Source organism: Rhizobium laguerreae, from assembly GCF_002008165.1.
GTDB classification, from domain to species: Bacteria; Pseudomonadota; Alphaproteobacteria; order Rhizobiales; family Rhizobiaceae; genus Rhizobium; species Rhizobium laguerreae.
Genome location: NZ_MRDM01000030.1, coordinates 1 through 23,718 on the forward strand (window position 1 = coordinate 1; position 23,718 = coordinate 23,718).

27 protein-coding genes and 2 pseudogenes are annotated in these 23,718 nt (G+C 59.3%); 7 read left to right on the forward strand and 22 right to left on the reverse strand.

What is annotated here, in order from left to right:
* Positions 1 to 220 precede the first annotated feature (220 nt).
* A complete protein-coding gene (locus BS630_RS29785) occupies positions 221 to 973 on the reverse strand; it encodes an NrsF family protein (protein ID WP_206118249.1) in 753 nt (250 codons plus the stop codon).
* A gap of 162 nt (positions 974 to 1,135) precedes the next feature.
* On the opposite strand from BS630_RS29785, the gene BS630_RS29790 reads away from it, so the two are divergent.
* Positions 1,136 to 2,275 (forward strand): epoxide hydrolase family protein, encoded by a 1,140-nt coding sequence (locus BS630_RS29790; RefSeq protein WP_077980284.1) that lies wholly within the window; start codon positions 1,136 to 1,138, stop codon positions 2,273 to 2,275.
* Positions 2,276 to 2,431: 156 nt separating this feature from the next.
* Here the strand turns inward: BS630_RS29790 and BS630_RS29795 are convergent, their stop codons facing one another.
* The 8 genes from BS630_RS29795 to BS630_RS38255 form a co-directional block, all read right to left on the reverse strand.
* Positions 2,432 to 3,376: an AraC family transcriptional regulator gene (locus tag BS630_RS29795; RefSeq protein WP_077980285.1), complete on the reverse strand. Its 945-nt coding sequence runs from the start codon at positions 3,374 to 3,376 to the stop codon at positions 2,432 to 2,434.
* Complete coding sequence (locus tag BS630_RS29800) at positions 3,366 to 4,004, reverse strand: zinc-dependent alcohol dehydrogenase family protein (RefSeq protein ID WP_077980286.1); 639 nt, start codon at positions 4,002 to 4,004, stop codon at positions 3,366 to 3,368. Before BS630_RS29800 ends, BS630_RS29795 begins: the two co-directional genes overlap by 11 nt.
* Positions 4,005 to 4,019: 15 nt before the next feature.
* A complete protein-coding gene (locus tag BS630_RS29805; protein ID WP_245310534.1) occupies positions 4,020 to 5,366 on the reverse strand; it encodes an MFS transporter in 1,347 nt (448 codons plus the stop codon).
* 80 nt (positions 5,367 to 5,446) lie between these two features.
* The gene (locus BS630_RS29810) at positions 5,447 to 6,232 is read right to left on the reverse strand and encodes a class I SAM-dependent methyltransferase (RefSeq protein WP_077980287.1); all 786 of its coding nucleotides are present in this window, start codon (positions 6,230 to 6,232) and stop codon (positions 5,447 to 5,449) included.
* An 83-nt stretch (positions 6,233 to 6,315) separates the two neighbouring features.
* Entirely contained in the window at positions 6,316 to 7,164 is an 849-nt protein-coding gene (locus tag BS630_RS29815) for an NAD(P)-dependent oxidoreductase (RefSeq protein WP_077980288.1), read from the reverse strand.
* A 10-nt stretch (positions 7,165 to 7,174) separates the two neighbouring features.
* The gene (locus BS630_RS29820) at positions 7,175 to 7,957 is read right to left on the reverse strand and encodes an NAD(P)H-dependent oxidoreductase (RefSeq protein WP_077980289.1); all 783 of its coding nucleotides are present in this window, start codon (positions 7,955 to 7,957) and stop codon (positions 7,175 to 7,177) included.
* Between the two features lie 145 nt (positions 7,958 to 8,102).
* Positions 8,103 to 8,357, reverse strand: coding sequence for an ester cyclase (locus BS630_RS38250; protein ID WP_245310535.1), 255 nt, complete (start codon positions 8,355 to 8,357; stop codon positions 8,103 to 8,105).
* Entirely contained in the window at positions 8,357 to 8,521 is a 165-nt protein-coding gene (locus tag BS630_RS38255; RefSeq protein WP_225525212.1) for a hypothetical protein, read from the reverse strand. The genes BS630_RS38250 and BS630_RS38255 overlap by 1 nt, the downstream gene beginning before the upstream one ends.
* Positions 8,522 to 8,663: 142 nt before the next feature.
* Here BS630_RS38255 and BS630_RS29830 point away from each other — a divergent pair, with 142 nt between their 5' ends.
* Positions 8,664 to 9,644: a LysR family transcriptional regulator gene (locus tag BS630_RS29830; RefSeq protein WP_245310536.1), complete on the forward strand. Its 981-nt coding sequence runs from the start codon at positions 8,664 to 8,666 to the stop codon at positions 9,642 to 9,644.
* Between the two features lie 539 nt (positions 9,645 to 10,183).
* Here the strand turns inward: BS630_RS29830 and BS630_RS36815 are convergent.
* The 11 genes and pseudogenes from BS630_RS36815 to BS630_RS29875 form a co-directional block, all read right to left on the reverse strand.
* The gene (locus BS630_RS36815; RefSeq protein WP_143529532.1) at positions 10,184 to 10,411 is read right to left on the reverse strand and encodes a hypothetical protein; all 228 of its coding nucleotides are present in this window, start codon (positions 10,409 to 10,411) and stop codon (positions 10,184 to 10,186) included.
* 342 nt (positions 10,412 to 10,753) lie between these two features.
* On the reverse strand, positions 10,754 to 11,635 hold the full coding sequence (locus BS630_RS29840; RefSeq protein ID WP_077980291.1) for an alpha/beta fold hydrolase: 882 nt from the start codon (positions 11,633 to 11,635) through the stop codon (positions 10,754 to 10,756).
* Between the two features lie 80 nt (positions 11,636 to 11,715).
* Positions 11,716 to 11,997, reverse strand: a complete 282-nt coding sequence (locus BS630_RS38580; RefSeq protein WP_312876055.1) for an NAD-binding protein — start codon at positions 11,995 to 11,997, stop codon at positions 11,716 to 11,718.
* A gap of 19 nt (positions 11,998 to 12,016) precedes the next feature.
* The gene (locus BS630_RS29845; protein WP_312876054.1) at positions 12,017 to 12,604 is read right to left on the reverse strand and encodes an NAD(P)-dependent oxidoreductase; all 588 of its coding nucleotides are present in this window, start codon (positions 12,602 to 12,604) and stop codon (positions 12,017 to 12,019) included.
* Positions 12,597 to 12,851 (reverse strand): annotated as a pseudogene (locus tag BS630_RS29850) (carboxymuconolactone decarboxylase family protein); the annotation flags it as partial. The gene BS630_RS29845 and the pseudogene BS630_RS29850, both read right to left, overlap by 8 nt.
* Before the next feature lie 393 nt (positions 12,852 to 13,244).
* Positions 13,245 to 14,045: a GNAT family N-acetyltransferase gene (locus BS630_RS29855; RefSeq protein ID WP_077980293.1), complete on the reverse strand. Its 801-nt coding sequence runs from the start codon at positions 14,043 to 14,045 to the stop codon at positions 13,245 to 13,247.
* Between the two features lie 27 nt (positions 14,046 to 14,072).
* On the reverse strand, positions 14,073 to 14,378 hold the full coding sequence (locus tag BS630_RS38760; protein ID WP_425351734.1) for a GNAT family N-acetyltransferase: 306 nt from the start codon (positions 14,376 to 14,378) through the stop codon (positions 14,073 to 14,075).
* 57 nt (positions 14,379 to 14,435) lie between these two features.
* Entirely contained in the window at positions 14,436 to 15,866 is a 1,431-nt protein-coding gene (locus BS630_RS29860) for a pyridoxal phosphate-dependent decarboxylase family protein (RefSeq protein ID WP_077980294.1), read from the reverse strand.
* Positions 15,867 to 16,065: 199 nt separating this feature from the next.
* The gene (locus BS630_RS29865) at positions 16,066 to 16,701 is read right to left on the reverse strand and encodes an NrsF family protein (protein WP_077980295.1); all 636 of its coding nucleotides are present in this window, start codon (positions 16,699 to 16,701) and stop codon (positions 16,066 to 16,068) included.
* The gene (locus BS630_RS29870; protein ID WP_077980296.1) at positions 16,698 to 17,255 is read right to left on the reverse strand and encodes a sigma-70 family RNA polymerase sigma factor; all 558 of its coding nucleotides are present in this window, start codon (positions 17,253 to 17,255) and stop codon (positions 16,698 to 16,700) included. The genes BS630_RS29865 and BS630_RS29870 overlap by 4 nt, the downstream gene beginning before the upstream one ends.
* Positions 17,256 to 17,458: 203 nt before the next feature.
* Positions 17,459 to 18,415, reverse strand: coding sequence for an NmrA/HSCARG family protein (locus BS630_RS29875; protein WP_077980297.1), 957 nt, complete (start codon positions 18,413 to 18,415; stop codon positions 17,459 to 17,461).
* A 91-nt stretch (positions 18,416 to 18,506) separates the two neighbouring features.
* On the opposite strand from BS630_RS29875, the gene BS630_RS38260 reads away from it, so the two are divergent.
* Positions 18,507 to 18,938, forward strand: coding sequence for a LysR family transcriptional regulator (locus tag BS630_RS38260; protein ID WP_245310537.1), 432 nt, complete (start codon positions 18,507 to 18,509; stop codon positions 18,936 to 18,938).
* Positions 18,911 to 19,423, forward strand: coding sequence for a LysR substrate-binding domain-containing protein (locus BS630_RS38265; protein ID WP_245310538.1), 513 nt, complete (start codon positions 18,911 to 18,913; stop codon positions 19,421 to 19,423). Before BS630_RS38260 ends, BS630_RS38265 begins: the two co-directional genes overlap by 28 nt.
* A 34-nt stretch (positions 19,424 to 19,457) precedes the next feature.
* Here BS630_RS38265 and BS630_RS38270 read toward each other — a convergent pair.
* Positions 19,458 to 19,715, reverse strand: a pseudogene (locus tag BS630_RS38270) (hypothetical protein).
* Between the two features lie 363 nt (positions 19,716 to 20,078).
* Between BS630_RS38270 and tnpB the strand changes: the two are divergent.
* The 3 genes from tnpB to BS630_RS29905 all read left to right on the forward strand — a co-directional run bounded on the left by tnpB (position 20,079) and on the right by BS630_RS29905 (position 22,651).
* Positions 20,079 to 20,198, forward strand: a complete 120-nt coding sequence (gene tnpB / locus BS630_RS29895; protein WP_077980299.1) for an IS66 family insertion sequence element accessory protein TnpB — start codon at positions 20,079 to 20,081, stop codon at positions 20,196 to 20,198.
* A 636-nt stretch (positions 20,199 to 20,834) separates the two neighbouring features.
* Positions 20,835 to 21,671, forward strand: a complete 837-nt coding sequence (locus tag BS630_RS29900; protein WP_077980300.1) for a helix-turn-helix transcriptional regulator — start codon at positions 20,835 to 20,837, stop codon at positions 21,669 to 21,671.
* Between the two features lie 116 nt (positions 21,672 to 21,787).
* Complete coding sequence (locus tag BS630_RS29905; protein WP_077980301.1) at positions 21,788 to 22,651, forward strand: class I SAM-dependent methyltransferase; 864 nt, start codon at positions 21,788 to 21,790, stop codon at positions 22,649 to 22,651.
* Between the two features lie 401 nt (positions 22,652 to 23,052).
* Here BS630_RS29905 and BS630_RS29910 read toward each other — a convergent pair whose 3' ends face one another.
* Positions 23,053 to 23,688, reverse strand: coding sequence for an NrsF family protein (locus tag BS630_RS29910; protein ID WP_077980302.1), 636 nt, complete (start codon positions 23,686 to 23,688; stop codon positions 23,053 to 23,055).
* Positions 23,689 to 23,718: the final 30 nt, after the last annotated feature.

Genomic DNA, 23,718 nt, shown 5'->3' on the forward strand with positions numbered 1-23,718 from the left:
TTTTTCAAAAACAGTATAACGGTCGAGGGGATAGATCGCAAGATAGGATGCTGGCTCTATCGCCTTGAACCGATATGAACCCGCGACACCCATATTTGATTCCCTTAGGAACCGCCTAAGGTGCGGACGCATCTCAGCTTTTGAGGCGTAAGCAGATTTATGGAACTGCAGCCGCTAGCGGTGATCATCTGTGAAACAGCAGCTCACCGCCGCGAAGCCCCTACCATTTTAGGAAACGTTTTCCCGCGAAATAGCCGACAGTAACCACGATGAGCGTTGCCAGAGGATACCAGGTCGCGACGAACAGCGGACTGTCGTCGAAACAGTTGGTCGCATAGAGCGTCGCAGCGATCCCGACTGACACGAGACCCGCGAGCGCGCCGGCAAGACCTGGCTTCTCCGGCGCGCCCTGCCGCATGGCGAGGAAAAGAAACGTGCATGGGAACACCGATAGTGCCGGTATGATCGTCAGGCAATGCAATGCGTTGTGGCCAATCAGTTTATCGAGCCAGACATCAGACGGCGTGACAAATAATTCCAGGCTAATTGCTGCAAGCAGAAAAATTGGCGCGATAACCAGCAGCCAGCGTTTCCGCCCAATATCGGTGCCCGGTCGAATGACAGGCCCCGTCAGGGATAACGCCGCCGCAAAAAGCGAGAGGGTGACAACGAACCTAAAGCCGAACCGCACAGTTTCGATCGCTTGGCCAATGTCGTGTCGAAACCCCAGAGTGGTAAAGAAAGCAAGGCCGGAAACCAACGACCCGGCCACTACGGCACCCGACAGCACGAACGTTAGATTGACAGGTTGGCGCGTGTCCTGCGCTATCAGGCTTATCAGGTCTTCTGTTTTCACGCTGCCAATGGAGGCGACCGTCCTGTTCAAGAGCCGGGCGGCACGCGAAACGTTTCCTTCCGCCAGAAGGGCTTCGAGCGTGACGAGCAGGCCGAGATCGAGGTTTTTGGTATCCATTCGTTGGATAACAACATGCAGAAGGTTCGATTTCTGCCTCGGCGACGTACCGAGTAGTATGTGGGGCGGCCTTAGGCTCTCAAACATTCACCGATAATACGGATAGCCGATTGGTGGACGCCCTCTCCCTCGAACCGCATCCCAGCTTAAGCGGAAAATATCATGATTTCACCCTACACGATCAACATCCCTGACGAACGGCTCGCCACGATCAGAGCCAAGGTCGAGGCTTATGACTGGAGCCAGATGCCGGATGCGGGAGGCTGGGCAGCGGGGGTCGGGGTTGATGACCTCAAGCGGCTCGCCGCGTATTGGCGGGACAGCTACGACTGGCGTGCGGTCGAACGGCGCCTCAACGCACTCCCCAATTTCATGACCGACGTGGAAGGCGAGCACCTCCACTTCGTTCATGTGAAAGGCGACGGCTCCAAGCCGCCCGTCCTGCTTCTCCACGGCTGGCCGGGCTCGTATCTCGAGTTCGAGCGGCTGTTGGAGCCGCTCGCAGCGGACGGGCACGATGTTGTTGTCCCCTCGCTTCCTGGCTTCGCGTTCTCCAACCCGATCGCGCGCCCGATCGGCATGCGACGGTCTGCTGCCCTCATACATGGGCTGATGATCCAACTGTTCGGCGACACGCCGTATTTCGTTCAAGGGGGCGATTGGGGCCACGGCATCGCGGCCTGGGCAGCGCATGATCGACCGGACGCTCTGCTCGGCATCCATATCAACATGATGACCGTGCATGCGGAGGACGCCGCTCTGACGACCGACGAGGAGAAGTCCTTCGCCGCCAAGCGGGCCGCGATTGCCGATCGGGAGAGCGCCTACTTTCACGAGCAGGCAACCCGCCCGCAAACGCTCGGCGTCGCGATGGCCGACAGCCCGGCCGGAGCGGCGGGCTGGATACTTGAAAAGTTCGGCAAGTGGGCCGATCTTCCGACAACCGCCGATGGCGACCCCGACATCTGGAGCAAGTTTTCCGAGGAGGAACTCCTCACCAACATCATGCTCTACATCGCGCCGGCATCGTTCGTGACTGCAACCTGGATCTACTACGGCAGCCGGCTTGAGGAGTCGATGATGCTTCCGGCCGGCACCCGCATCCAGGTGCCGACCGGCTTTGTGGCCTTCCCCGATCCGGTGTTCTTGCCGCCGCCGCGCTCGTTCGCGCAGAAGACCTACACCATCGTGCATTGGACCGACATGCCGCGGGGCGGGCATTTCGCCGCGCTGGAAGAGCCGGAACTGATGCTGGCCGACCTGCGCGCCTTCATCGCGACGGTATTGGGAGCGCGCTCCTGAAAGTGGAGATCCCCCTTTCCAAAGCGCGGGCGGGCGCTTTGCGCCCAGTCCCTGCAGCAGCGCTTGGAAAGTCCAGAGACTGGTCTGATCGTAGTAGGTGAAGAACAGTCCTACGTTGCCTTGACCGATCAACCTGATCCTGCCGGCAAGAGCAAATCACAAATCAGGCGTTCGTCCTCCAGCGGCCCGACCTTTGGCGCGGCCGGTACGGGGGAGATCATTTCGAGGGGGCGCGCCGAATTTACGCGAATACTCCCGGCTGAACTGACTGGCGCTTTCGTAGCCGACCTCTAACGCGACGGACGTGACAGTGCGACCACCGAGCGACAACAAACGCTTGGCCTCGATCATGCGAAAGTCCTTTTGATATTGAAGCGGACTTGTCCCAGCGATCGATCTGAAGTGATGGTGAAACGACGACAGACCCATTCCCACTGCGCTGGCCAGCGAGGTCAACGACAGTCTCTCGCGAGCGCCATCCTGGATCAGCGCGATAGCTTTGGCGATCTTGCTGGCATGGCTGCCCGGCAACAAAAGGTTGCGCAGCATCCCGCCATACCTGCCGACCAAAATACGAAAATGCAGTTCTCGGCGGATCAAGGGGATTATGACGTTCGCCTCGACCGAATCTTCCGGGAGCGACAGATATCGATCAACGGCTTCAATCAAAGCAGGTTCGGCCGATCCCGCCTCCAGCGTTTGAGCGTGTTTGTTCTCCGCCCAGTCCTCGCTGATCTGCTCAGCAAGGCTCCTTATGATTGTCAAATCGACAGAAATTAAAACCGCAAGATAAGGAGCAAAGGGAGCGGCATGTTTGACGCGTGTGGCGACCGGCAAGTCATGGCTGACGACCAATAGGTCGCCCGACGCAATTGACAGGGATTGCATGCCGGCAGAAATCTCCGTCGATCCCTGCAGAACTAACCCAAAGACGGGGCCGCAGATCGGCGCCTCAACTTGACCAGGGTGCGTCCTACACATTACCACCAACCCCGGCAGGTGGCTCCGTTTCTTCTCCTCCATGAGGGTGGCGCAACCCGAGGGTTCGTCCGCAAGCCGGGCAAGATGTTGCGCCTTGGAAACAAGTTGTTCAATCCGCATCTAGTGCTCCGCCGCCTGATCGGGGTAGGCGCTCGCACTTTTCGTCTGAGGAGAAGGTGGCTGCTACATGCGCACCCATCGCTTTGACGAGTTGAAGTGCGGCAAGTGACACCCCGCCGCTGCCCAGGGTCAGCACGGTTTGACCCGCCTGCAGCGCGCCGTCGATCACGAGCGCGCGCCAAGCGGTAAGCCCGGAGGTGGTAATAGTCGCGGCTTTGGGATGGCTCCAGCCCTTGGGCGCTCGGGTGAAGGCTGAAACAGGGCGCACGACATGCGTCGCCGCCATGCCGTCGATCCCGCCGCCCGGCGTCCCCGCGAAGTTGCCGACTGCGGTAAAGGGCCTGCCGGCGGTCCAATGCGGAAAGAAAGTCGAAACGACATGATCGCCCGGGGCGAATTCGGCAACGCCTGCGCCCACTGCCTCGACGACGCCAGCGCCATCGGCCATGAGGACACGACCATCTTCCGTAGGGATACCGCCGTTAGCGACGAGCAGGTCATGGAAATTGAGCGAGGTCGCGTGGATCGCCACGCGTACTTCGCCGGGTCCGGGCTCGCCCGGATCATTCCGCTCGACGATTCCAAGACGATCTAAACCGCCGGGGGCGCGCACGACATAGGTCTCCATAAGACAGTCCTTTCGCTAAGTGTTGATTAGGCTGCAGGATTGGATCTTTCGCCGGGAAATCGGCATGCGCCCCGGCCGGTGTGAGCGGACAAACAAACTGCCGACAAGCGCAGCGCAGCCAGCAGCTGCGCCCCCCAAGGGCGTCGTCATAATACCGGGGCCGGCCACGAGCAGACCGCCGATCGCGGAGAATGTTGCGATGCCGAAGTTGAACGCGGCGATGTTGAAGCCCGAAGCCGTCGCGACCGCGCCGGGCGCGACCTCTTCCGCCGCCGCGACCACGCCCGACTGAACGATGGGGCCAAGACAGAAGCAGCAGGCAGACCAGAGGAGCAGGTTGGCGAACATTGTCAGGACGTGCGGGGCTGAAAAGGGCAGCATCGCAAGCGCCAGGACAAGACCGACCAGCGCTGCGATGAGGCCGCGCCGCGTGCCGAGTGCATCGCTAAGCCGGCCTCCGCCAAAATTCCCGACCACCGCAGTTGCGCCGAATGCCATGAGCGCCAAACTGACTGCGGCCGGTGACACGTGGGTTACCTCCCTCAGCAGCGGTGCGAGAAAGGTGAAAACCACGAATGATCCACCAAACCCGGTCATAGCGATGAAATAGAGCGCCAGGAGGCGGGGCTTCATCAGTACGGCGAACTGCGACTGCAATCCGGCGGGCCGAACGTGGGGGATTTCCCGCGGCAACAAAAGTCGCAATAGCGCTGTCGCGAGGCATCCGAGCAGAGCCACCGCCAGCAGCGGTGCCCGCCACCCAAGGCTCTGCCCGACGATTGTGCCGAATGGGACACCGATGACCATTGCAAGGGTAAGCCCTGCGAACATCGTCGCGACCGCCCGCGCGCCACGCTCACGATCCGCTAGGCCCATCGCAATCGGTGCGCCGACTCCGAAGAACACGCCGTGCGCCACTGCGGTCACGATCCGCCCGGCCAGCAGCACTTCATAAGTCGGCGCAGCGCCGCCGAGCAGATTTCCGAGCGTGAACAGGCCCATCAGCCCAGCCACAAGCCCGCGGCGGGGAAGCCTTCCAGTAAGGGCCGTGACCGTTGGCGCTCCAACCGTCACGGCCAGGGCATAGCCAGTCACAAGCAGACCGGCTTGGGGTATCGTTACCGTAAGATCGCGCGCGACATCCGGGATAAGCCCGATCATGACGAACTCTGTCGTGCCGATGGCGAAGGCCGCCACGGCAAGCGCGAACAATTCAGGCGACATCGGTGTTGCTCCTTGTGCGTCGACCAGATCGGCAATGCGCGCGGCGAGGCCGGTTTGGCCCGGCGCAACATGGTCGCCGAGCTTAAACTCCGTGACTTCCGCACCAGCCGCCTCCACCACCCCGGCGCCATCGGCCATGGGGATACGGCCATCGACGGCCGGCTGCCGCCCTGTCACCCGCGCCTAGGTCGTGGAAGTTCAGGGATGACAGCGTGCCCTCAATGGGGTTTGCGGAAGCGGTAAATGATGCGGTCAGTCTTTCCGCGGATCGCGGGATCGAGCGACAGCTTCGAATGATCGTCGTCGGGGTTGCGCAGCAGATCGGAGTCGGCTTCGAGCTTAAACCCCGCGCGCTCGAAATCCGCTCGGAGCACCGCCGGGTCGATGCGGTGGAGCTTTCTGACGACCGCGCGTGTGTCGCCGCCGGGCGCGGCGACGTGATCGACGACGCCGACAATCCCGCCTGGCTTGGTCGCCGCGAAGATTTTGGCGAGGAACGCGTGCGGGTCCATCCGAGGAAACTGGAACTCTTCGTTCTCCCAATAGGTGTCGTGATAGACGAGGTGCATTAGCACAAAGTCGAAGCTCGCAGGGTCGAGCGTCAGATCGGCGGCGGTGCTCGAGATCAGGTGGACGTTGGGAACGCGCGCGATCAGGCCGGCAAAGTTCTTCTTGCCTGCATCGTCGAGCAGATTGGCAGGCTCCCACGCGACAACCGCACCCTTGGGACCGACCGCGCGGCCGATGATCTCGGCATAATAGCCGACGCGCGTAAACGGGGCCGCGGTCCCGGTGAACAGGTCGAGCGCGCGGTCGCCCTGTTCAAGCCCGAGAAACTTCAGCACCTCGACGGGCTTGCGACTTTCGTCGAGCGCGACCGCCTCGCCCGGCCTCCCAGGAGCGGCGACGGCCGCCGGCACATCGGCGGGAGCGGCTTGGACTGTCGCCATCGGCAATGGCGCGGCGAGTAGAAGCGGGAGCAGGAGCGGTTTCAGAATGCGCATTTGGTTTTCTCCGATGGTGGCGTTCACTGGAAGACGACAGCGCCCTCCGTCTCAGTCCGGAATCAGGTGAGGTTCGTCGACGTCTAATCTGGCTGGCCGACCGCAGACCAATCGCGCTCCCCACCGCCAGCGGCGATAATCGCGTCCATGCGTCTGGCGATCAGCTCCGTCAGCGGCAGTTCGGCATCGCCTGCCGCCGCGAGCGCCAAGCCCACATCCTTGCGGCCCAATCGCAAAGGGAGTCCCGCCGGCTCGGTCCGCTTTTCCGCGATGATCGGCCCGTAACTGCCAATCAGGCGATTGCCGTAGTTCACTTCGAGCAGCAGCGCCGCCATCCGATCTGCGGCGATACCGTGGGCGGCAACGATGCGGAACTGCTCCGTCAGCATCTGCATGATGGCCGGGATGCCGGCGTTGAAGGCGAGCTTCGCCGCCGCGGCCATCACCGGGCGGCCGCCGACCCGATGTGTCGCCGCCCCGATCGCGTTGAACAAGGGCTGTGCTACGTCCAGATCGTCCGCCGCGCCTGCCGCGATGACCGACAGCTTGCCGGCGGCCGCGACGTCTGGGCGGCCCAAGACCTGCGCCGACACGAACCGCTGTCCTGCCGCGACATGCGCCTCCGCCAGCGAAGCGGTGAGGTCCACGCTGGCCGTGCTGCACGAGATATGGAGCAGGCCGGGACCTGCAGCGAGCAGCCCGCCGTCGCCGAACGAGACCGCCTCCACAGCGGCGTCATTGGCAAGCATCGTCACGACGGTGCCAGCCCGAGCGGCCGCGGCAAGATCAGCGGCGACCGTCGCGCCCCGCTCAGCGAACGGCTCAGCCTTGGTCCGGTCCCGGTTCCAGACGGTAACCTGGTGGCCGGCCGCCACGAGGTTGTCGGCCATACCCGAGCCCATTTGCCCAAGTCCGATGAATGCTACATCCATTTTAATCTCCTTATGCGTCGACCAGATCGGCAACGTGCGCGACGAGGCCGGTTTGGCCCGGCGCAACATCGTCGGACATGGTGTGGCGATCGGGGAAGTCGCCGCCGTTTTGCGACCGGAAGGGGATCGGCGTGTCGGTGAATAGCCCGGCGAGGCGCACACGCCATGCCGCTTTGATCGCCTCCACTTCCTCCGCCGTGGAAACGTGACCCGCGCCATAGACCGCGTGCGTCGGGAGCACGTCCATGCCGGGGTAGAACAGCGCGCCATGGGTCAGCGGGAACAACAGCTGCTCGATCGGACCGTTGATACCCCGCGGGCCATAGTCGGCCGCTGGGCCGCCTGCCTGCACGTTGACCAGCGCTCGCTTGCCCTTGAGGATGCCGTCGCCAAAGCGGAACTCGTTGGAGCCATTCTGATAGCCGTAGGCAAAACCGAAGGCATAGACCCGCTCTATCCAGCCCTTCAGGATCGCGGGCACGCCGTACCACCACAACGGGAATTGCAGGACCACAGCATCCGCCGTGAGCAGCTTCTGCTGCTCGGCGATCACGTCGGGCGTCTGATGCCCGCTTGCGTAAGCATTGCCTGACTCCATGATGAACGACAGCCGTTCAGGGTTGCTGCGCATCGGAAAGTCATCGGCGTCGTACACCGCCTTCCACTTCATGCCGTAGAGGTCCGAATGAACCACGGTGTGCCCAGCTGCCGACAGCGTCTCAGCGGTCACGTCGACCAGTCGCCGTGTCAGCGAAGTGGGCTCAGGGTGCGCGTAAACAATAAGAACTTTCATGATGATTCCTTCTTGATAGTTGGGGGGTGCCGGATTCGACGACGATCTTGCCGGAGTGGCTGCCAGGTTCCTGGAGCCGGAAGGCGTCCGCGATTTCGGCCAGCGCGAGCGCGAAACCTGCAACCTGGTGGATCTGCCGTTGCGATCAACTCGGCGCTGGCACGGCACCGATCTGCTGCATCAGCCCGAGGAGATCGGGCTGACCGCGCTCGCCGACGATCTTCCCGTTGACCACGACATAAAAGTTCATGTCTTGGACGGCGATCCGCCTTCCGGTCGCCTGTACTTCGAAGAACGTGCCTTCGTGTGTGCCACGCATCGTGTACCTCGCGGCGATCTTCTCACCCTCGACGATTAACTCCTCGAGCGTCCACTGGATGTCCGGAAAGCCGCCGCGCATCACCCCGATGGCTTCGAGATAGCCCGGCGGCCTATGAGCGGTTCGCTTTGATAAGGAACGTAAAACTCCGCATTCGGCGCGATGAGTTCCTCGCCAAGCTTTTCGTCGGCAGTGTTGATGAACTGCACGAAGCGACGCATGAAAGTGTTGCCTCGGTCAGACATTATGTTCTCCTGAATGGTATGGGTGATGTCTATCGAGCGCGGTCAACCGTGGGCTGCCCGGGCCTGACTAGGGGATTTCGAATAGGTTGGCGGCGTCCGTCCGGATGGTCGCATCGATCCTAGCCTTCCGCTTGAGGGCTCTATGCCCCTGCAACTTATTTACGATCTTCATATAAAGCCGCATGGTGCGGTGTTGAAATCGAACCTTCTGTCTGTTGTTATCCAGCAAATGGATACCAAGAACCTTGATCTCGGCCTACTCGTCACGCTCGAAGCTCTGCTGGCGGAAGGGAACGTCACACGTGCCGCCCGGCGCTTGAACCTGAGCCAGCCCGCCTTGTCGGCTCGGCTGGCGCGGCTTCGAGATGAACTCGGCGATCCCCTCCTCATTCCGGCTCAGCGTGGGATGGTGCTGACCCAGCGCGCCGTCGAGCTTCGGCAACCGTTGCATGACGCGCTAGAGGGTGTCCGTAGGGTTGTGGCAGAGGGAATGTCGTCCGACCCGGCAACCATGGAGGCCACCCTCGTCATCGCCGCGAGTGACTATGTGCAGTTTGCTCTGCTTAGCCGCTTCTCGGTCGCGCTCAAAACCGAGGCACCCAAGGTCCGCATCGCCTGGCGTGCCCTCGACTTGCTGGCGCTCGCCACGCAGTTGGAGCGCGGCGAAGTCGACTTGGCCTTGGCATCTCCAGACCATGCACCGGCGGCCATGCGCCAGCGCCAGCTCTTTCAAGAGAGTTACGCGGTGATCGCCCGGAAGGGACACCCGGCCGTGCAGGGCCGTCTCAGCCTGGACGTATTCTGCGCTCTGGAGCACGTCGTCGTGTCACCCCAGGGCGGCGGGTTCTCGGGACCTACCGATGCAGCACTGGAGGCCGTCGGCCGCCGCCGCACCGTAGCCCTGTCCACGTCGGGCTTTCTGATCGTGCCAGAGGTCGTGTCGCGGTCCGACATGATCGCTTTGATCCCACGGCGGATAGCCGATGGCTGGTCGGATCGGGTGCAGGTGTTGGAACCGCCACTCACCATCCCCGGCTTCACCATCGTGAGTGTCTGGCACGACCGGACCACCAACCATCCGGCACAACGCTGGCTGCGTGACAGGCTTGCTGCGTTGGCATGACGTTCCGCCCAACTTATAAAAGACTAGGCCATTTTCGCAAAACATGATCGAGGTCCGGGACGCGCCAATAACGGCTCTGGTCCGTCTGTCGTTCGACGAAATCTTTGTAAACGGCGGCTTCGTCCCAGACCCGGCCTTTGGGACATTGGGCAAATATCTCCGCTTCCCGGTGATCGTCAGGCGATCCGCTATGATTGGCATTAGGGCACTATGCCGACCTCAGATCGGCGGGAATCAACGGCGGCTTCCAGGAAGCGCCCGATTCACGTCGAAGGGCCGAAATGGAGGCACAAAGCGGTCATAGCCCCGCTCTTGAAAGGGTTCGAACCGTCATCCTATCGCAATAGTAGCCTACGTCTCCTTTTCTCCTAAGATTTACAAGCCAAAGGACCATTGGCAGTCCCATCAACACCAAGTTGCGCGGCGTGCGCGAGCGAACGTTCCTCAAAGCGGAGGCCTCCCCCTCTAACACTACTGTAAGCGGCGTTTTCGTAGCACGTTGACCACGTACGATCGGCAAAGCCAAATATAATCCTATATCAACAGCAGGTATCAGACCAATTTCTAACTAGACCTCCGTTGTCATCCGAAATTGAAATTATTTTTTCAGCCAGATTTATTTGCAACAGCAGCAATGGTGCGCTGCCGCGCCAGCCAAGCCTAGAAAAACAATCAATGTTATATGCAGATTGCGTCCGGCGAGCAAAGGCCAGTAGCGGCATCCCGATAAAGTTGAAGACGCCGAGCCCCAACAGGGTCGGCGCCAATCCGTTTGTCCCAGTGGAGGTACTCTTGCCAGGGTCGACACTATTTCGTGGTCCCTTGACCAGTTCGTACCGATCTTCGTCGGGTTAATTCCTGGCGGTTCACAGTCAACGCGATTATCGCCGAGATCTCCACCTTAGCGCCTTTCGGCAGCGCTTTGACCTCATAACAAGCGCGTGCTGGAAAGGGAGCGCCGGGAACCAGCGCGACCTCTGGTGGACGAAGCGGCGCGTTAATGCGCGGGTGAATGTTGCCCTCGATGCCGGGCGCCTCGTGGCGAATATGCGGCACCAAGAGAAGGGCGCCGCAAGCTGCTGCGAGATCGTTTGACAATCAGTCCCCCGCTAAAGCGCGTCGACCCATTCTGCAATCGCGACGTTGACGTCCTCTGGTCGGTCCTGCATGATCCAGTGTCCCGCATTCTTCCAGACATCAACTCTTGACTTTCGGCTCGTGAACCAGGTGCTCATGCGATCGGCTTGCGATTGGTCTCTGCACAGGTGGTAGAAGGGGACCCCCAGGGTCCGGCAGAATTCTTCGCTTGCACTTCCGACCCCGATTTGCCCCTCTCCGAAGAACAGCGGCCCGAACGATTCCCGCACCACATGCTGGGGTGTTCCCTGTAGCCGTCTTGTATGCCATCGCTTGATTGCTGGCGATGTTGCGGCATCATAGGCCGTTTTGAAGAGCTCCGGCCCAACAATGCCGGGATCACCAGTTTTCAAGCCATCCGCGGTCTTCATGAAGAAGGCCCCCACCTCATCGGAAAAACCAAGTGCACCGTCCATGGACACCACCGCGGTGACCAGATCTGGCCGCTTTGAAGCAAGTCGAGCAGCGATCTGGCCTCCCATTGAGTGGCCCATCACGACAAATTTCTGGCTCGCGAAGTTTGCCGTGATCAGCGCTTCGATATCGGCGACGTAGTCATCGGGAGTATAGGTGCCAGACGGCATGACCTCCGATCTACCATGACCTCGCAGATCGAGGGCGACAACACGATATTTGCTCTCCAACATCGGCAACTGCCAACTCCAATCGTGAGAGTCGCATGCCCAGCCGTGAAGAAGCATCACGTTGGTACCAGTTCCGACATCCGTGTAAAAAAGTCTTGCCGAACCCTCCGTAGCAGCAAGCGAATTGCTATGGGTTGCGGTTAGCGCCAAGGCTGTTCCACTTAGTTTGAGAAGCCCACGTCTCGAGAGATCGAAATTATCAGAAGCCATTGTTCCATCTTCACTGAAAAATGTGTTGGTTGCCGCCCTTAGATGAAGTCTCGCGGTCTGTCTTTTGGCGGGACATGCGGTCAGCGATCCTGTCGGGCGACTTTTAGATAGCTGTATATTTCGGTGTGGTCGGCAGCTTTCCCCACTCGTTCCAAACTCTCCTTCCACAATGCGGCCGCATGCTCCAGCCCCGGTTCCGGTTTCCCTAACTGTCGGGCAAGCGATGCTGCTGTTTCTATATCTTTCGCCATCAACGCCATGGCAAAGCCAGACGTGAAGTTTTCCGGGATGATGAACGGCTTGAGCTTTACCTCGGTAGAGTGGTTCTTTCCTGTCGACAGATTGAGGACATCGGTTAGCACATTTGGATCGATGCCAAACTCACGACCGATCCTCGCACGCGGCCTGTAATCCCGCCGCAGAAACATAGTTGTTCAGGGCCTTCGCTGCGTGGCCGGATCCGATCTCGCCTGTCGCGGTAACGGTACTGCCCATCGCTTTTAGCAGCGGTCTGGCTTTCTCGATCATGGCAGGCGCGCCTCCGACCATAATAGCCAAACTGCCATCCTCCGCACGACGGGCGCCACCTGAGACAGGAGCGTCGATCAAATCGAGCCCCAGGATCTTTAGATCCTCACGGAGACCACGCGTTTCCAGAGGCGCAGATGAACTCATGGCGATTATCAATGTGTCGGTCCGGAGCGACATGGCGAAACCCATGTCGCCAAGCAGCGCATCCCTGACGATTTGCCCGTTGGGAAGCATCGTAATCACAAAGTCCGTGACTGGAGCCACCTCGACGATATTTTTGGCGGTGCGACCATCAGCCTCGACGAAGGCCTCCATCGCATCTGCTGACAGGTCGGTTGCGACAACATCAAAGCCTCCCGCAAGCAGACGCTTTGCCATCGGCAAACCCATCACGCCCAAGCCGATGAAGGCAACGATCGTTTGTGTGGGATTAGCCATTTTGGGCGATCTCCTCGAAGACTTCGCGGGCAATGCGAAAACTTTCGATCGCTGCAGGAACGCCGCAATAGATGCACACCTGCAGAAAAACTTCTTGAATCTCTTTCTTGGATAGACCGTTGTTGATCGCTCCGCGTATGTGGAGTTTAAGTTCATGCGGACGGTTCAGCGCCGAAATCATCGCCAGGTTCAGAAAGCTTCTGGTGCGCCGATCAAGGCCCGGTCGGTTCCAAATCGCATCCTTGCAATGGACTTTCACCATCTACTCCTTTCCGGTTTCTACCGGCGCACCTTGTTCCGACCCCTAAATCGAGGTTATTGTCCTCGCAGAAGATCGTTAGTGCCCGTTTGGCTTCACGGAACCGCCAAAGTCCAAACGACATTTTCATTGCTCCAAGCTGTTTCCACTGACGCGATATTGCCAGTGCGATGTCGCTTGGTGTGCCGGAGATGTAACAAGTAGTACCGGCGGGAATTATACATCCGCAGGTAAAACCTATTGCGCACTCTTCAGATTCAGAGACCGCGTTGCTGTCGCTCTTTAGCCAGGTTGGGTGAGGTCCAGAGCCAAAACGGAGCTGGGGGCCGGTGGACGCCAGATTAGTTCCACCGGCTATACCATCACGGCCAAGACTTGATCTTAAACCGAATGTCGAGAGAAAAGCTGAAGCGACGAAGTCGAGCGCAGGCCTATCCGTTCGTAAACCGGCTTCCCGTCTGCTGTTGCTTGAAGGCAGACGCGTTTGGTGCCGGTTGACTGGCTTGCCTCGTATAAGGCCTTGCGCGTGACAGCTTCTCCAAAGCCGAGCCGGCGGCGCTCTGCTTCTGTGGCAACCAAGACCAGAAATAATCGCCCGTCCACCACACAGGCGCCTGCGCAAGCAACAGGATTTGAGCCCTCGTAAGCAACGAAAGCGAATATCTCTTCGCGCCAGAGGCGCGACCCGCGAAACGTTGACATCGCATCCTCTTCGGATAAGCCGTATGCCCTGGCATTCAGGCTGGCATATGCGTCAAGATGCTGCGCGCTGGTTACCCGCTCAAACCGCAACAAAGGGTGGCTGGGTTCATCTTGGGTTATCAGATCGCCTGCCATTCCCCAACACGTGAACGAACTGATCAATCCGCTCTCACGCGCCAACGAGCCGACCTCAGCTCTGAGGTTCGGCGAAACCAAGTCATCAAAAAGCCAAACGCAACCTGGTTGCGCACGGCCATCCATGAACTCTGACGACCGCAAAAGAAGCCGTCTCAATTGCTCCTCGGTCTCCACTGGAGCAGTCACAACAAGCGCATTGTAGAAGGCAAACTTCGCATCGGCCCATCGCACCGCAAGCCCTTCATCGTCGGTCACAGCACCGTTTACGTCCGCGACGAGTTTGCCCCACATTTCAGAGAGCTGGTTGACCGATTCAATAGCTTCAGCGTTGATATGAAACATCTAAAATCTCCTTATGTTTCTAAGAGTTCAAAGTGTCTTGCCGTAATAAATAACGGGCAGAATGTTATTCCAGTACGGATCGATCCTCTGGAAGCCCAGTGCCTCATAGGCCGCGATCGCGGAGGACATAGCGGGCATGGTATCGAGGACCAGACGTCTGCACCTCATTCTTCTCGCCGTATCAAGCGTAGCTTTGATCAGTGAGTTTCCGATCCCGATCGCGGCCGCAGCTGAACACGAAGAACCTCGCGGAGGTAATCTGCGACCATCGGGAAAGAGGCTGCGGCGACGGTCACATGGCAGCAGGTTGGCTAACCCAGTTGAAGTCATCATCCGTCAAAGGCTCATTCGTCCCGAGGGCCCCGCCAATGCCACCACCTCTCCGGCCGTTCACGAAAATTCCGGAACGAGCGCGGCTGCCGCTTCTTGCATCGCGCCCCAGACCGCCTCGATATCGTGTGCATCCGTCGATATCGTGCCGACCGAGACACGAACCATCCAATGCCCGGCCGCGGTGGCGGGCGTGACATAGGCTTGGCCCGACGCATTCACCGCATGCGCCCATGCGCGCGTGAAATCATCGAGACGATGGGACGGCACAGACTTCGGACGATACACAAGACATACGGTTTGCAGAACGACGGGTGCGATGATCTCCCAATCCGGTGTTGCTTCGACTTTCGACCGAAGATCTTGGGCTAGGCCCATGTCTCGTAGCAATCTGGCTTGTAGCCCGGAGACCCCCTGCTCCCGTATGGCGAACCATAGTTTCAGCGCCCTGAATCTTCGCCCGAGCGGAATACCGGTGTTGCGCAGATTGCGCACCTTCTCGTCGGCTTGGGATTGGAGGAAGCTTGGATCGGCAGACATAACCCGAAGCAGGTGAGGCTCGTCACGGACGAAATAGAGCGAGCAGTCAAAAGGCACGCCGAGCCATTTGTGCGCGTTGATTACCACGCTGTCGGCGTCCTCGATGCCTTCCCACATCCATCGCAACTCCGGCAGGATCATCGCATTTCCGGCCATGGCGGCGTCAATGTGGAACCACAAGCCGTGTCTGCGCGCTATGTCGGCGATCTTGGATACCGGATCAATGGACACGGTAGCGGTCCCGCCCACGGCCGCGACGATCGCACATGGGGTGAACCCGGAGCGAATATCCGCATCGATGGCCTCTTCGAGCGCCGCTGGAAGCATCGCGAAATTGGCATCGACATCGACCATGCGGACATTCTCACGGCCGAAGCCTGCAAGCAGCGCCGCTTTTTCCACCGACGAATGAGCGCTTGTCGACGTGTAGATCATCAATGGCTTGAGTTCCGCTTGCAGGCCTTGGCGAGCAAGCGAAAAACCCGTTGTTTTCTCCCGGGCACACAGCAGGGCGACCAAGGTGCTTGTCGATGCCGTGTCGTTGATAACGCCGAACCAGGCGGAAGACAGGCCAACCATTTGCCTGAACCAGTCGACCGTGACCTCCTCAATCTCCGTCACCGCGGGCGATGACTGCCAGGACAGGCCGAGCACCCCCAGTCCGCCGCTCACCAGGTCCCCCAGGATACCTGAGCCAAGCGAGTTGGAGGGGAAGTATCCGAAGAAGCGCGGGTGCTGCCAATGCGAGATGTTCGGAAGAACGACCGAATCGAGATCGGCGATGATCTGATCGAACCCCTCGGCTTCTAACGGCGGCACTGCCGGAAGCATCGCTTTCACATCGCCCGGATGTGTCGCAGGTTGGACCGGATAGTCGGATATCTTCGCATGATAGTCCGCCAGCCAGTCGATGATTTCGTGACCTCGTTGTCGGAATTCCTCGGGCGTCATTTAGACCTCTATGGTTGTTTATTTCGGAGTTGGCTGATGTTCCAAGCTATGGACGAACGTGTCTCGGATGGCTCCGGACATTGCGGTGATGGGATGTGTGTCCGCGTCGGTCATCGTGCCCGTGACAGAACGGCATTTCGGAAAAAGGCAAGCACTTCCTCGACGGCGCAGAACACTGTGGTGCCACCAATTCAAAGATCTACCACCGCAATAGTTTATGGCCAGCCAAAGCGCCAACTCCTGTCACGGCGGAAATGGCGATCGGGTACCAGAACAGGACGAAAAGCGGGCTGTCGTCGTCGTAATTGGCGGCATAGAACGTGGCGGCGATCCCGGCTGCCGCCAGACCCGCAACGGCCCCGGCAAGTGCAGGACGTGTCGGTGCTCCATGTCGTAGCGCCAGAAGAAAACAGGCAAGGGGACCGATCGACAAGGAAGGAATGATTGTCAGACAGAGCCGCGAATTATGTCCGATCATCCGTGTCACCAAGGTCTCAGGCGGCATGACCGAAAGCTCGAACACTGCCGCACCGACAGCCAATGCCAACGGCACCAGCAAAGCCCAGCCCCACCAGCGCACGGGCATCCCGGGCTTTCCTATACGATACATGACGAGGCTGCCGGTGATCGCGAGAGCGACCGTGATGACGAATTTGAACAGAAAACGACCGGTTTCCAAAGCAGTACCGATATCATGCCGAAAACCGATTGCTGAGAAAAAGGCAATTGCAACGATCAGAACGGCCGCGATGCTCGCCTGTTGGAGCATGTGAGAGAGGCTTGGCCTCACCGGCGCGTCCTGTGCGAGCAATTCTATGAGATTTTCTGTCTTCATTTCAGTGGCTCCGAGTAGAGAGCCGAAAGCGCCTTAAGCGCCCGGTGGAGCGACACACGCACAGCCACTTCCGTCATCTTCAGGCGCTCGGCCGTCTCGCGAACGCTGGAACCTTCAATCGAAATCGATTGGACAATTGTTCGCTGAGGGTCCTTCAACCGGCCCAATATCTGTTCAATGTCCATCCGGTCAGCGACCCCTACTCCGTCATCGCTTTCGAGGATCGCGATCACGTCTTTGAGGGGAACAGCGGCTTGCTTGCCTCTCCGTCGCAGGCTGTCGATCAACTTGTTGCGCACGAGCGCAGCCATCCACGGACCCAGTGGTCGGGATGGATCCCAAGTGCCCCGCTTGAGATGGATAGCTAGCAATACTTCCTGAACCACGTCCTCGGCCTCACTTGCCGGCGCACCGAACTGTTCGCAGCGCCTACGAGCGATCACACGCAGATGGGGTGTGATCGCTGTCAGCAGTCTGTGGTAGGCGCGTCCGTCGCCCGCGATTGCGGATCGCATCCAGGCCGCCCATTCTTCTTCGCGCGCCGAATTCTTCATCCGACATGTTCCAGTTCGAAGAAAAGGCTCCAGTCGTTACATGAGAGGATGGAAATTTCCTGCCAAGCTGCCGTATCAGCCTGCATGCTGCGCCAATCGTTCATATTCAAGCGGTTTCCAGTTGCTTCGTGCCGTCGGTTTCAAGGAGCGCGAAAACGGGGAGCAGCTCCTTTTCCGGACGCGTGCGTGCCGACCGAAGTTTACTAGCTGAGGCCAAAAGCCCTTTTTTCGCCGTCCCAACCGGTCTTGATCAGGAACTGCTCCCAGGTGAGACTGGAGGGATTGATCTGCCTGCTCCATGAGAGATCCCGGTCATTCCGGAAGTATCCGTATTCGACCGCGTATTCCGCCATGCCGATGTTTTCTCGAACGAGCTCGGGATTTTCACCGAACTCCGGAAAATGACGAACCAACTCATCAGAGGAGTAGGCGGATGCATACATAGCCTTCCGGCCCGTGACGCGCTTGAAGGTCTCGATCATCTCGGCCGGTGATAGAACGTCCCCGATGATCGGTAGCGTTTGCCCGGCATAGGTTTCGGGGTGGTCGAAGATTTCCAGAACGGCTGGCCCCGTCGCCGTCAGCGGATCGACAAAGGGTGCTCGGAAATGCTCCGGCAGATAAATGGGAAAGACGAACGTGTCGCCGTCCTTGCGTGGCGTATAGTATTCGAGAAGGTTGGTGTAGAAGAACGCGAGCTCGACGAATGAGCTGCGAACAGGAAGACCCTGGATATAAGCCGCGACGCGCGCCTTGTCCGTGAAATGCGGCGCGAACTTCGATCCTCCGGTGATCTCATCGACGTTTTCCAGCGTGCTGAAGACGATGTGCTCGACACCCGCCTCGACGGCGGCGTCCGCGAGATCCCTACCGATATCGAACTCGTAGGTTGCCGGCGGGGCGACGACTGGGGTCATCAGGAAGGCGCCCTGCGCTCCCCGAAACGCTTTCACAAAATCGCTCCTGTGGTTGATCGCAAGCGGCACGGGAATGAGCTCAGCACCCCGCTCGGCCAGCTTGAGGGCCGCAGGCGAGTCTGTACGACTTGTCAGGGCACGAACGTGATACCGTCCACTCCCCAACAACGACTCCGTCACGCTCCGGCCCTGCTTGCTCAGGCTGCCTGCGACGACAATGGTAGGCTTTGCGTCAGTTGACATGCGGATCTCCAAATTTGCGGAGCAGCCCGGAATGGCCGATTTCCTGGGGATAGATCGCAGTCGATAAGCCATATGTGAAATCGATTGATTTATGCGCTACTATCCATGCCATGGATATGAAGCGCATCGATCTCAACCTCCTCGTCAGCTCGAAGCTCTGCTGGTCGAGCGCAACGTCACAATGGCCGCAGCCCGGCTACATATGAGCCAGCCGGCGCTCAGCGCGCAACTGAACCGCCTTCGCGACCTGTTCAAGGATCCCCTGCTCGTGCCGGCGCATCGTGGCATGGTGCCGACCGCCAAGGCGCTCGAGCTGATCGGACCGCTCCGCGCCTCGCTGGATCAGCTCCGCGGAACCCTCCAGAGCCACGACAGCTTTTCCCCCGCCACAGCCGAGCTGACCATCTCGATCGCCTGCACCGACTACGTCGAAACTGTGGTGGTAGCACCCCTGATCGCGGCGCTGCGCGGAAAGCTCCGAAGATACGCCTGGCGGTGCACCGCCTTTCGCCGACAAGGTTAGCGCAGCAACTGGGAGATGGCGATGTCGATCTGGCCATCGCCACACCGGATGCCGGGCAGGCTCACCTGCGTACACGGCACCTGTTTGAGGAAAGCTATATTCTGATCGGCCGTCCCGGGCACCCACGGATCGCGGAAGGGGCGACTGCAGCCGGGTTCGCCCGGCTTGAACAGGTGATCGTCTCGCCTTCTGGCGGAGTATTTTCCACGCCGGTGGACGTCACCCTGGAGGCACTCGGTCACTCCCGCGTCACTGTCGCGTCTGCCGCCTCTTTCCTTGTGGTTCCGAGCATTGTCGGCAGCAGCGACCTTGTCGCACTGGTGCCGCGCCGTCTGATGCGGGATCGCTTGGCTGAGGTCGCATGGATAGACGTACCGTGGCTTCCGGAACGGTTCCAGGTAGAGCTCATATGGCATGAGCGGACGCACGGGCACCGGGGTCAGCAATGGATCCGCGACCTGATTCACGATCTTGTCGCTCGCTGACGCGCGCTAACTCGAGGGATAGAGAGATGTTCGCTCAATGGCATTCCCTGACTGGAAACATGTCTTCGCCGTATTGATGGAGCCGGGTGTGATGGCGGCGGCACAACCATCGGACCATCAACGGCTCCTCGTATTGATCGTGAGGGGCGTCGGCGGATTCGACACCGCAAACTTCACAAGTTTTCCTATCAATCTCGCCTGCCTTTAGGGCTCAATGAACCGCGAGATGGGCTTCGTATTTGCCGGGATTGGCCCGTCGCCAGTTGGCCTGGCGGGTGTCCGTCTTAAGCATGTTTCGCTCCGCTTGATAGGCTGTGATCGTTGAATAGCACGGGACTCGCGGCATCTTTTGACTAATCCGCGTCTACCTACGCTTGGCGAAAAAAGCTCTCGCCACCCGACATGGGCTCTGCTCAGAAGGCATCGCTTGTCCGGGCTTCGATTATTGGCTCCTCGGAGAATCCCAGCAACGGCTCGAAGAGGAGCGGTGTCGGGCCGTGCAAAGACGTCGAAATCGTTCTCAGGAACGGCCGCTTGCTCAGGATTGCCGCGGACTTGGATCTCGGGGTGCTGGCGTCGTTGATCGCTTGTGTGGAGGCAGCATGATCGGGCCTTCTGGCAATGTGCGAGTTTATCTGGCCTGCGGTGTGACCGAATGCGGCGTGGCATTGACGGGCTGTCGGCGATGGTGGAAGCGGTGATCAAAGAGGCGCCTGGTTCCGGTGCGATCTTCGGCCTCCGCGGAAAACGGGCGGATGGGATCAAGCTTCTGTGATGGGACGGTCAGGGCTTCTGCCTGTTTCTACAACACCAACCGCCGCTGCGCGCTGCAGATTATCCCGCACCGTGCTACGCGCGATTCCAACACGACGGCAATCTCACGCGAGCTGGTGCCGCTTGTCGCAAGCCGCAGCATTTGTCGCAAATGTCTCATGGTCAGCCTTCTCTTTGCCGGCATCAAAGCCCCCCTCCTTCATCGCGAAGTGTTGGCAGGGAGAACCGCTTATTCTTTTCGAGCGTCAACCCTGTGATTGTCTCTGAGCGATGTCTAACTGCCCTGATCAGTTTGAAAGGCCGATCAGGTCGGCGGCGTACGGTAACATTCCGGCCTCGACAAGCGTAAAGAGATTAAGGCACCGGATTTTGGGACACTCAGACCTGATCAATCAGAAGCTCAGAGGCAAAGAGTAGCGGGTGATGCAACAGGAAAGTGACAATTTACATTCCAACACATCAGCGCCTGCATGCCCTCCCTGCCCATGTAACCCATAAGCAAGGCAGCGCTGTGGCACGTGCGCTGCTTGCGCAACTATTCGACTGCAGAAGGAGATAGAGTGTGAGTTCTAGACACAGGAAATCATCCATCGCGCTTCCCGCCCGGCCCGCGGGCACGAAGGAGGAAGCATTCGCGATGCTCCAGGTCGGCGAAGAGATCAAGGTCCTCAGCGCGTCAGCTCCGACGTCGGAATACGGCATTGCTGTCGCACGAGTAAGTTTCAGAAAAGGCACGTTTACGAGCGGCGTGGCGACACATCATATGATCGGTATCGGTTGCTCGTTGCCGACATCGGTAGAACATATGATCGACGGCACACGTCTCCGACATCACATTACACCGGGATCGCTTTGCCTTTGCCCCGTGCAGGCCTGTCACTCCACCGCTTTCGGCGGCTCGATGTCCGGAATTGTTTTACGGATTTCACCAGAGTGCCTGGCGCTTGCAACGAGCGATCTGCTCGGCCACAACGCCGGCTTGATCGAGCAGCTCAACGGGCGAGATGGTTTCATTGCGCACGTTGCTCACGTGCTGAAGGCGGAAGCTGCCGCTGGTCATCCGAACGGCACGCTATTCTGGAACGCAGCGACGGATGCTCTTCTTGCGCATCTGGTGCGACAACATCTGGACCAAAGCCCTCCGCCCAATTGCGAGCAGTTGGACTTAAATAGCATCAATCATCTAGATAGCTTCATTCGCGCAAACTTGGATGAAACGCTTAGTCTGGATAGCCTTGCGGAAATCGTAAGCTGTGGACGATTTCAGTTTGCACGCCTTTTCCAGTCGACCATGGGCATCAGTCCTTACAAGTACGTCATTCGCCGCAGACTGGAGACGGCACGAGCGATGATCCAGGCTCGTAAGGTGTCGCTGGCCGAGATATCCGCGGCCACAGGCTTCAGTGACCAAAGCCACATGACAAAGTGGATCAAGCGGGTATACGGCGCCACGCCAACCCAGCTCGCCGGCTAACGTTTCGGATCGACGCGGAAGAATGTCGAGCCTGTGCAAGGATGTACAATACCATCCCCCGCACCAGGCTTAAGGCTGTCGTCATCAAAGACAGGACGTGAGGATTTAAGCGAACTATGGCGACCTACCCCGACACATCAAACACACCGAACTGGCAGGTAAGTGCGCCAGCCATCGACTACATGAGCGACGAGTTTGCGCGGGTCTACGAACTGACCGGCGCCCGGGTTACAGCGCCGATTGCGGTCGAAGCCCTTCGATTGATGGAGCCGGTCCCCTTCCAATCCCGAATTCTCGACATAGGTGCAGGCGCTGGAGCTCTCAGCGTCCCCGCAGCTTTTAGTGGCGCCAGCGTAGTTGCTGTCGATATCGCTCCTGGCATGGTCAGATTGCTATCGGATCGTCTCGCGCCGTTTCCCTTTGCGTCAGCGCATGTCATGAACGGCGAAGACCTACGCCTGCCGGACAACTCATTCGACCTTACGTTCTCAATCTTGGGGATCAGCCTTTTTCGTGATTGGGAAAAGGGGCTGAGCGAAATGCACAGGGTACTGCGGTCCGGCGGCAAAGCATGCATAGCGAGCTGGAAAACGCTACCGGGAGGAGGGCCATTCATGGTGATGGCGAAGGCGTTGCGAACCATATTCCCCGATAGTCCGCCCCCTCCCGCCTCCGATGCTTTTGTGACATTGGCCGATCCGGCGCGGGTTGCGACGGCGATGCAATCTGCCGGATTCACAGATATCAAGGTCGTAGAGTTCGAGACTATCTGGAAAGGATATGGCGGACGTGCCTACCTCGATGCGATGCGGGAGCTCCACACCTACATGGCCCCCTATGCGGCGTTGAATGACGCGGATCGCCAGAAAGTTGATGATGCCGTTCTGGCGATCATCGAGGACTATACCGTCGACAGCATCGTTGAAATTGCGTCACCTGTCTTGCTCGCCATTGCAGGTAAGACATCGCCTCAAGCGTGAACGCTTCGGGCATTTGCCTCGGCTCGATCCCCTCGAAGTCATGTACCTCCCACCTGGGCTAGCGCGCATGCCCGTGCTGTTGATTTGCGCTGAGAGCTGATGGAGTGGATGCCCCCTCCCGACGGCATTGCAATGTGCCAGAGTGATGTTTGTCAATCAGCATCCAAAATTCACCCCTTGGAGGTGCGGACAAATTTTTGGACGCCGATTGACAGCCAGGTCCTTAGAGCCGGTGAGCACCTGGGAGGCGTGTTGCCCACCAGCAACTTGTTTGCGCCGCACCGCGAGCAAGATGCTGGCGAAGCCTTCGGCAACGTAAGAGGCGGACCTTCTGTGGAAAATTCCAGTTCCAAATGCCTGATTTGGCAGAGGCACGTCACAGCTGAAGAGCCCGCAATCCTCTACCAGGTGAGCCAGCGTCTGCCCGCAAAATATCCGCAAAGCGTGACGAAGGCGATTGCGATGATATACCAACACGCCACGAAGAGAGGGCTATCGTCGGGGCAATGCCAGGCATAGATGGCAGCACCCAGGCCGCCCGCCGCCAGTCCCGCCGCAGCCCCTGCAAAGCCTGGTTTCTCGGGTGCGCCGCCCCTCAACGCCCAGAGAAGGACGACAAAGGGTGCCAGCGAGAGCAAGGGGATGAAAAACAGGCAGTAATTTGCGTAGTCTCCCACCATGCTCTCCTCCCATAAGCTCGATGGAAGAACGAAAAGTTCGGCGACGACCCCGAGCATGAGCAGGCAGAGGGGTATGAGAAGCGCTTTCAGATAGGGCGAAAGGGCCACTCCGGGCTTCCCAACATTGAAGACGAGACTGGACGCGGTCACGGCCAAGATCAGCGTTACGGCGATCTTGAAGATGACCCGGGCGGTCTGAAGCGCGTCCCCCAGATCAGGCCGAATGCCGATGGTCGCGACAAGGATGGCGGCAGAGAGCGGCACACTGATTGCCAGCGCGACCCCAAGCGCTCGGCTAAGGCGAAGCCTTACCGGCGCGTCCTCTGCCAGGAGATCAATCAGATCATCGGTCTTCACGTCGTTTACTCCACTTAGCCAAAGCACTTA

Bases quoted from the DNA above. Each gene is read 5' to 3' on its own strand.
- BS630_RS29795 (WP_077980285.1), bottom strand. From the start codon at position 3,376: ATGCGGATTGAACAACTTGTTTCCAAGGCGCAACATCTTGCCCGGCTT.
- BS630_RS38255 (WP_225525212.1), bottom strand. From the start codon at position 8,521: ATGTCTGACCGAGGCAACACTTTCATGCGTCGCTTCGTGCAGTTCATC.
- tnpB (WP_077980299.1), top strand. From the start codon at position 20,079: ATGCGGCGTGGCATTGACGGGCTGTCGGCGATGGTGGAAGCGGTGATC.
- BS630_RS29870 (WP_077980296.1), bottom strand. From the start codon at position 17,255: ATGAAGAATTCGGCGCGCGAAGAAGAATGGGCGGCCTGGATGCGATCC.
- BS630_RS29865 (WP_077980295.1), bottom strand. From the start codon at position 16,701: ATGAAGACAGAAAATCTCATAGAATTGCTCGCACAGGACGCGCCGGTG.
- BS630_RS29805 (WP_245310534.1), bottom strand. From the start codon at position 5,366: ATGGCCGATGGCGCCGGGGTGGTGGAGGCGGCTGGTGCGGAAGTCACG.
- BS630_RS29875 (WP_077980297.1), bottom strand. From the start codon at position 18,415: ATGTCAACTGACGCAAAGCCTACCATTGTCGTCGCAGGCAGCCTGAGC.
- BS630_RS38760 (WP_425351734.1), bottom strand. From the start codon at position 14,378: ATGATGACTTCAACTGGGTTAGCCAACCTGCTGCCATGTGACCGTCGC.
- BS630_RS29845 (WP_312876054.1), bottom strand. From the start codon at position 12,604: ATGGCTAATCCCACACAAACGATCGTTGCCTTCATCGGCTTGGGCGTG.
- BS630_RS29815 (WP_077980288.1), bottom strand. From the start codon at position 7,164: ATGGATGTAGCATTCATCGGACTTGGGCAAATGGGCTCGGGTATGGCC.
- BS630_RS29840 (WP_077980291.1), bottom strand. From the start codon at position 11,635: ATGGCTTCTGATAATTTCGATCTCTCGAGACGTGGGCTTCTCAAACTA.
- BS630_RS29785 (WP_206118249.1), bottom strand. From the start codon at position 973: ATGGATACCAAAAACCTCGATCTCGGCCTGCTCGTCACGCTCGAAGCC.
- BS630_RS29830 (WP_245310536.1), top strand. From the start codon at position 8,664: ATGCCCCTGCAACTTATTTACGATCTTCATATAAAGCCGCATGGTGCG.
- BS630_RS29820 (WP_077980289.1), bottom strand. From the start codon at position 7,957: ATGAAAGTTCTTATTGTTTACGCGCACCCTGAGCCCACTTCGCTGACA.
- BS630_RS29905 (WP_077980301.1), top strand. From the start codon at position 21,788: ATGGCGACCTACCCCGACACATCAAACACACCGAACTGGCAGGTAAGT.
- BS630_RS29860 (WP_077980294.1), bottom strand. From the start codon at position 15,866: ATGACGCCCGAGGAATTCCGACAACGAGGTCACGAAATCATCGACTGG.
- BS630_RS38260 (WP_245310537.1), top strand. From the start codon at position 18,507: ATGCGCTACTATCCATGCCATGGATATGAAGCGCATCGATCTCAACCT.
- BS630_RS38250 (WP_245310535.1), bottom strand. From the start codon at position 8,357: ATGCGCGGCGGCTTTCCGGACATCCAGTGGACGCTCGAGGAGTTAATC.
- BS630_RS29855 (WP_077980293.1), bottom strand. From the start codon at position 14,045: ATGTTTCATATCAACGCTGAAGCTATTGAATCGGTCAACCAGCTCTCT.
- BS630_RS29790 (WP_077980284.1), top strand. From the start codon at position 1,136: ATGATTTCACCCTACACGATCAACATCCCTGACGAACGGCTCGCCACG.
- BS630_RS29900 (WP_077980300.1), top strand. From the start codon at position 20,835: ATGCTCCAGGTCGGCGAAGAGATCAAGGTCCTCAGCGCGTCAGCTCCG.
- BS630_RS29800 (WP_077980286.1), bottom strand. From the start codon at position 4,004: ATGGAGACCTATGTCGTGCGCGCCCCCGGCGGTTTAGATCGTCTTGGA.
- BS630_RS29810 (WP_077980287.1), bottom strand. From the start codon at position 6,232: ATGCGCATTCTGAAACCGCTCCTGCTCCCGCTTCTACTCGCCGCGCCA.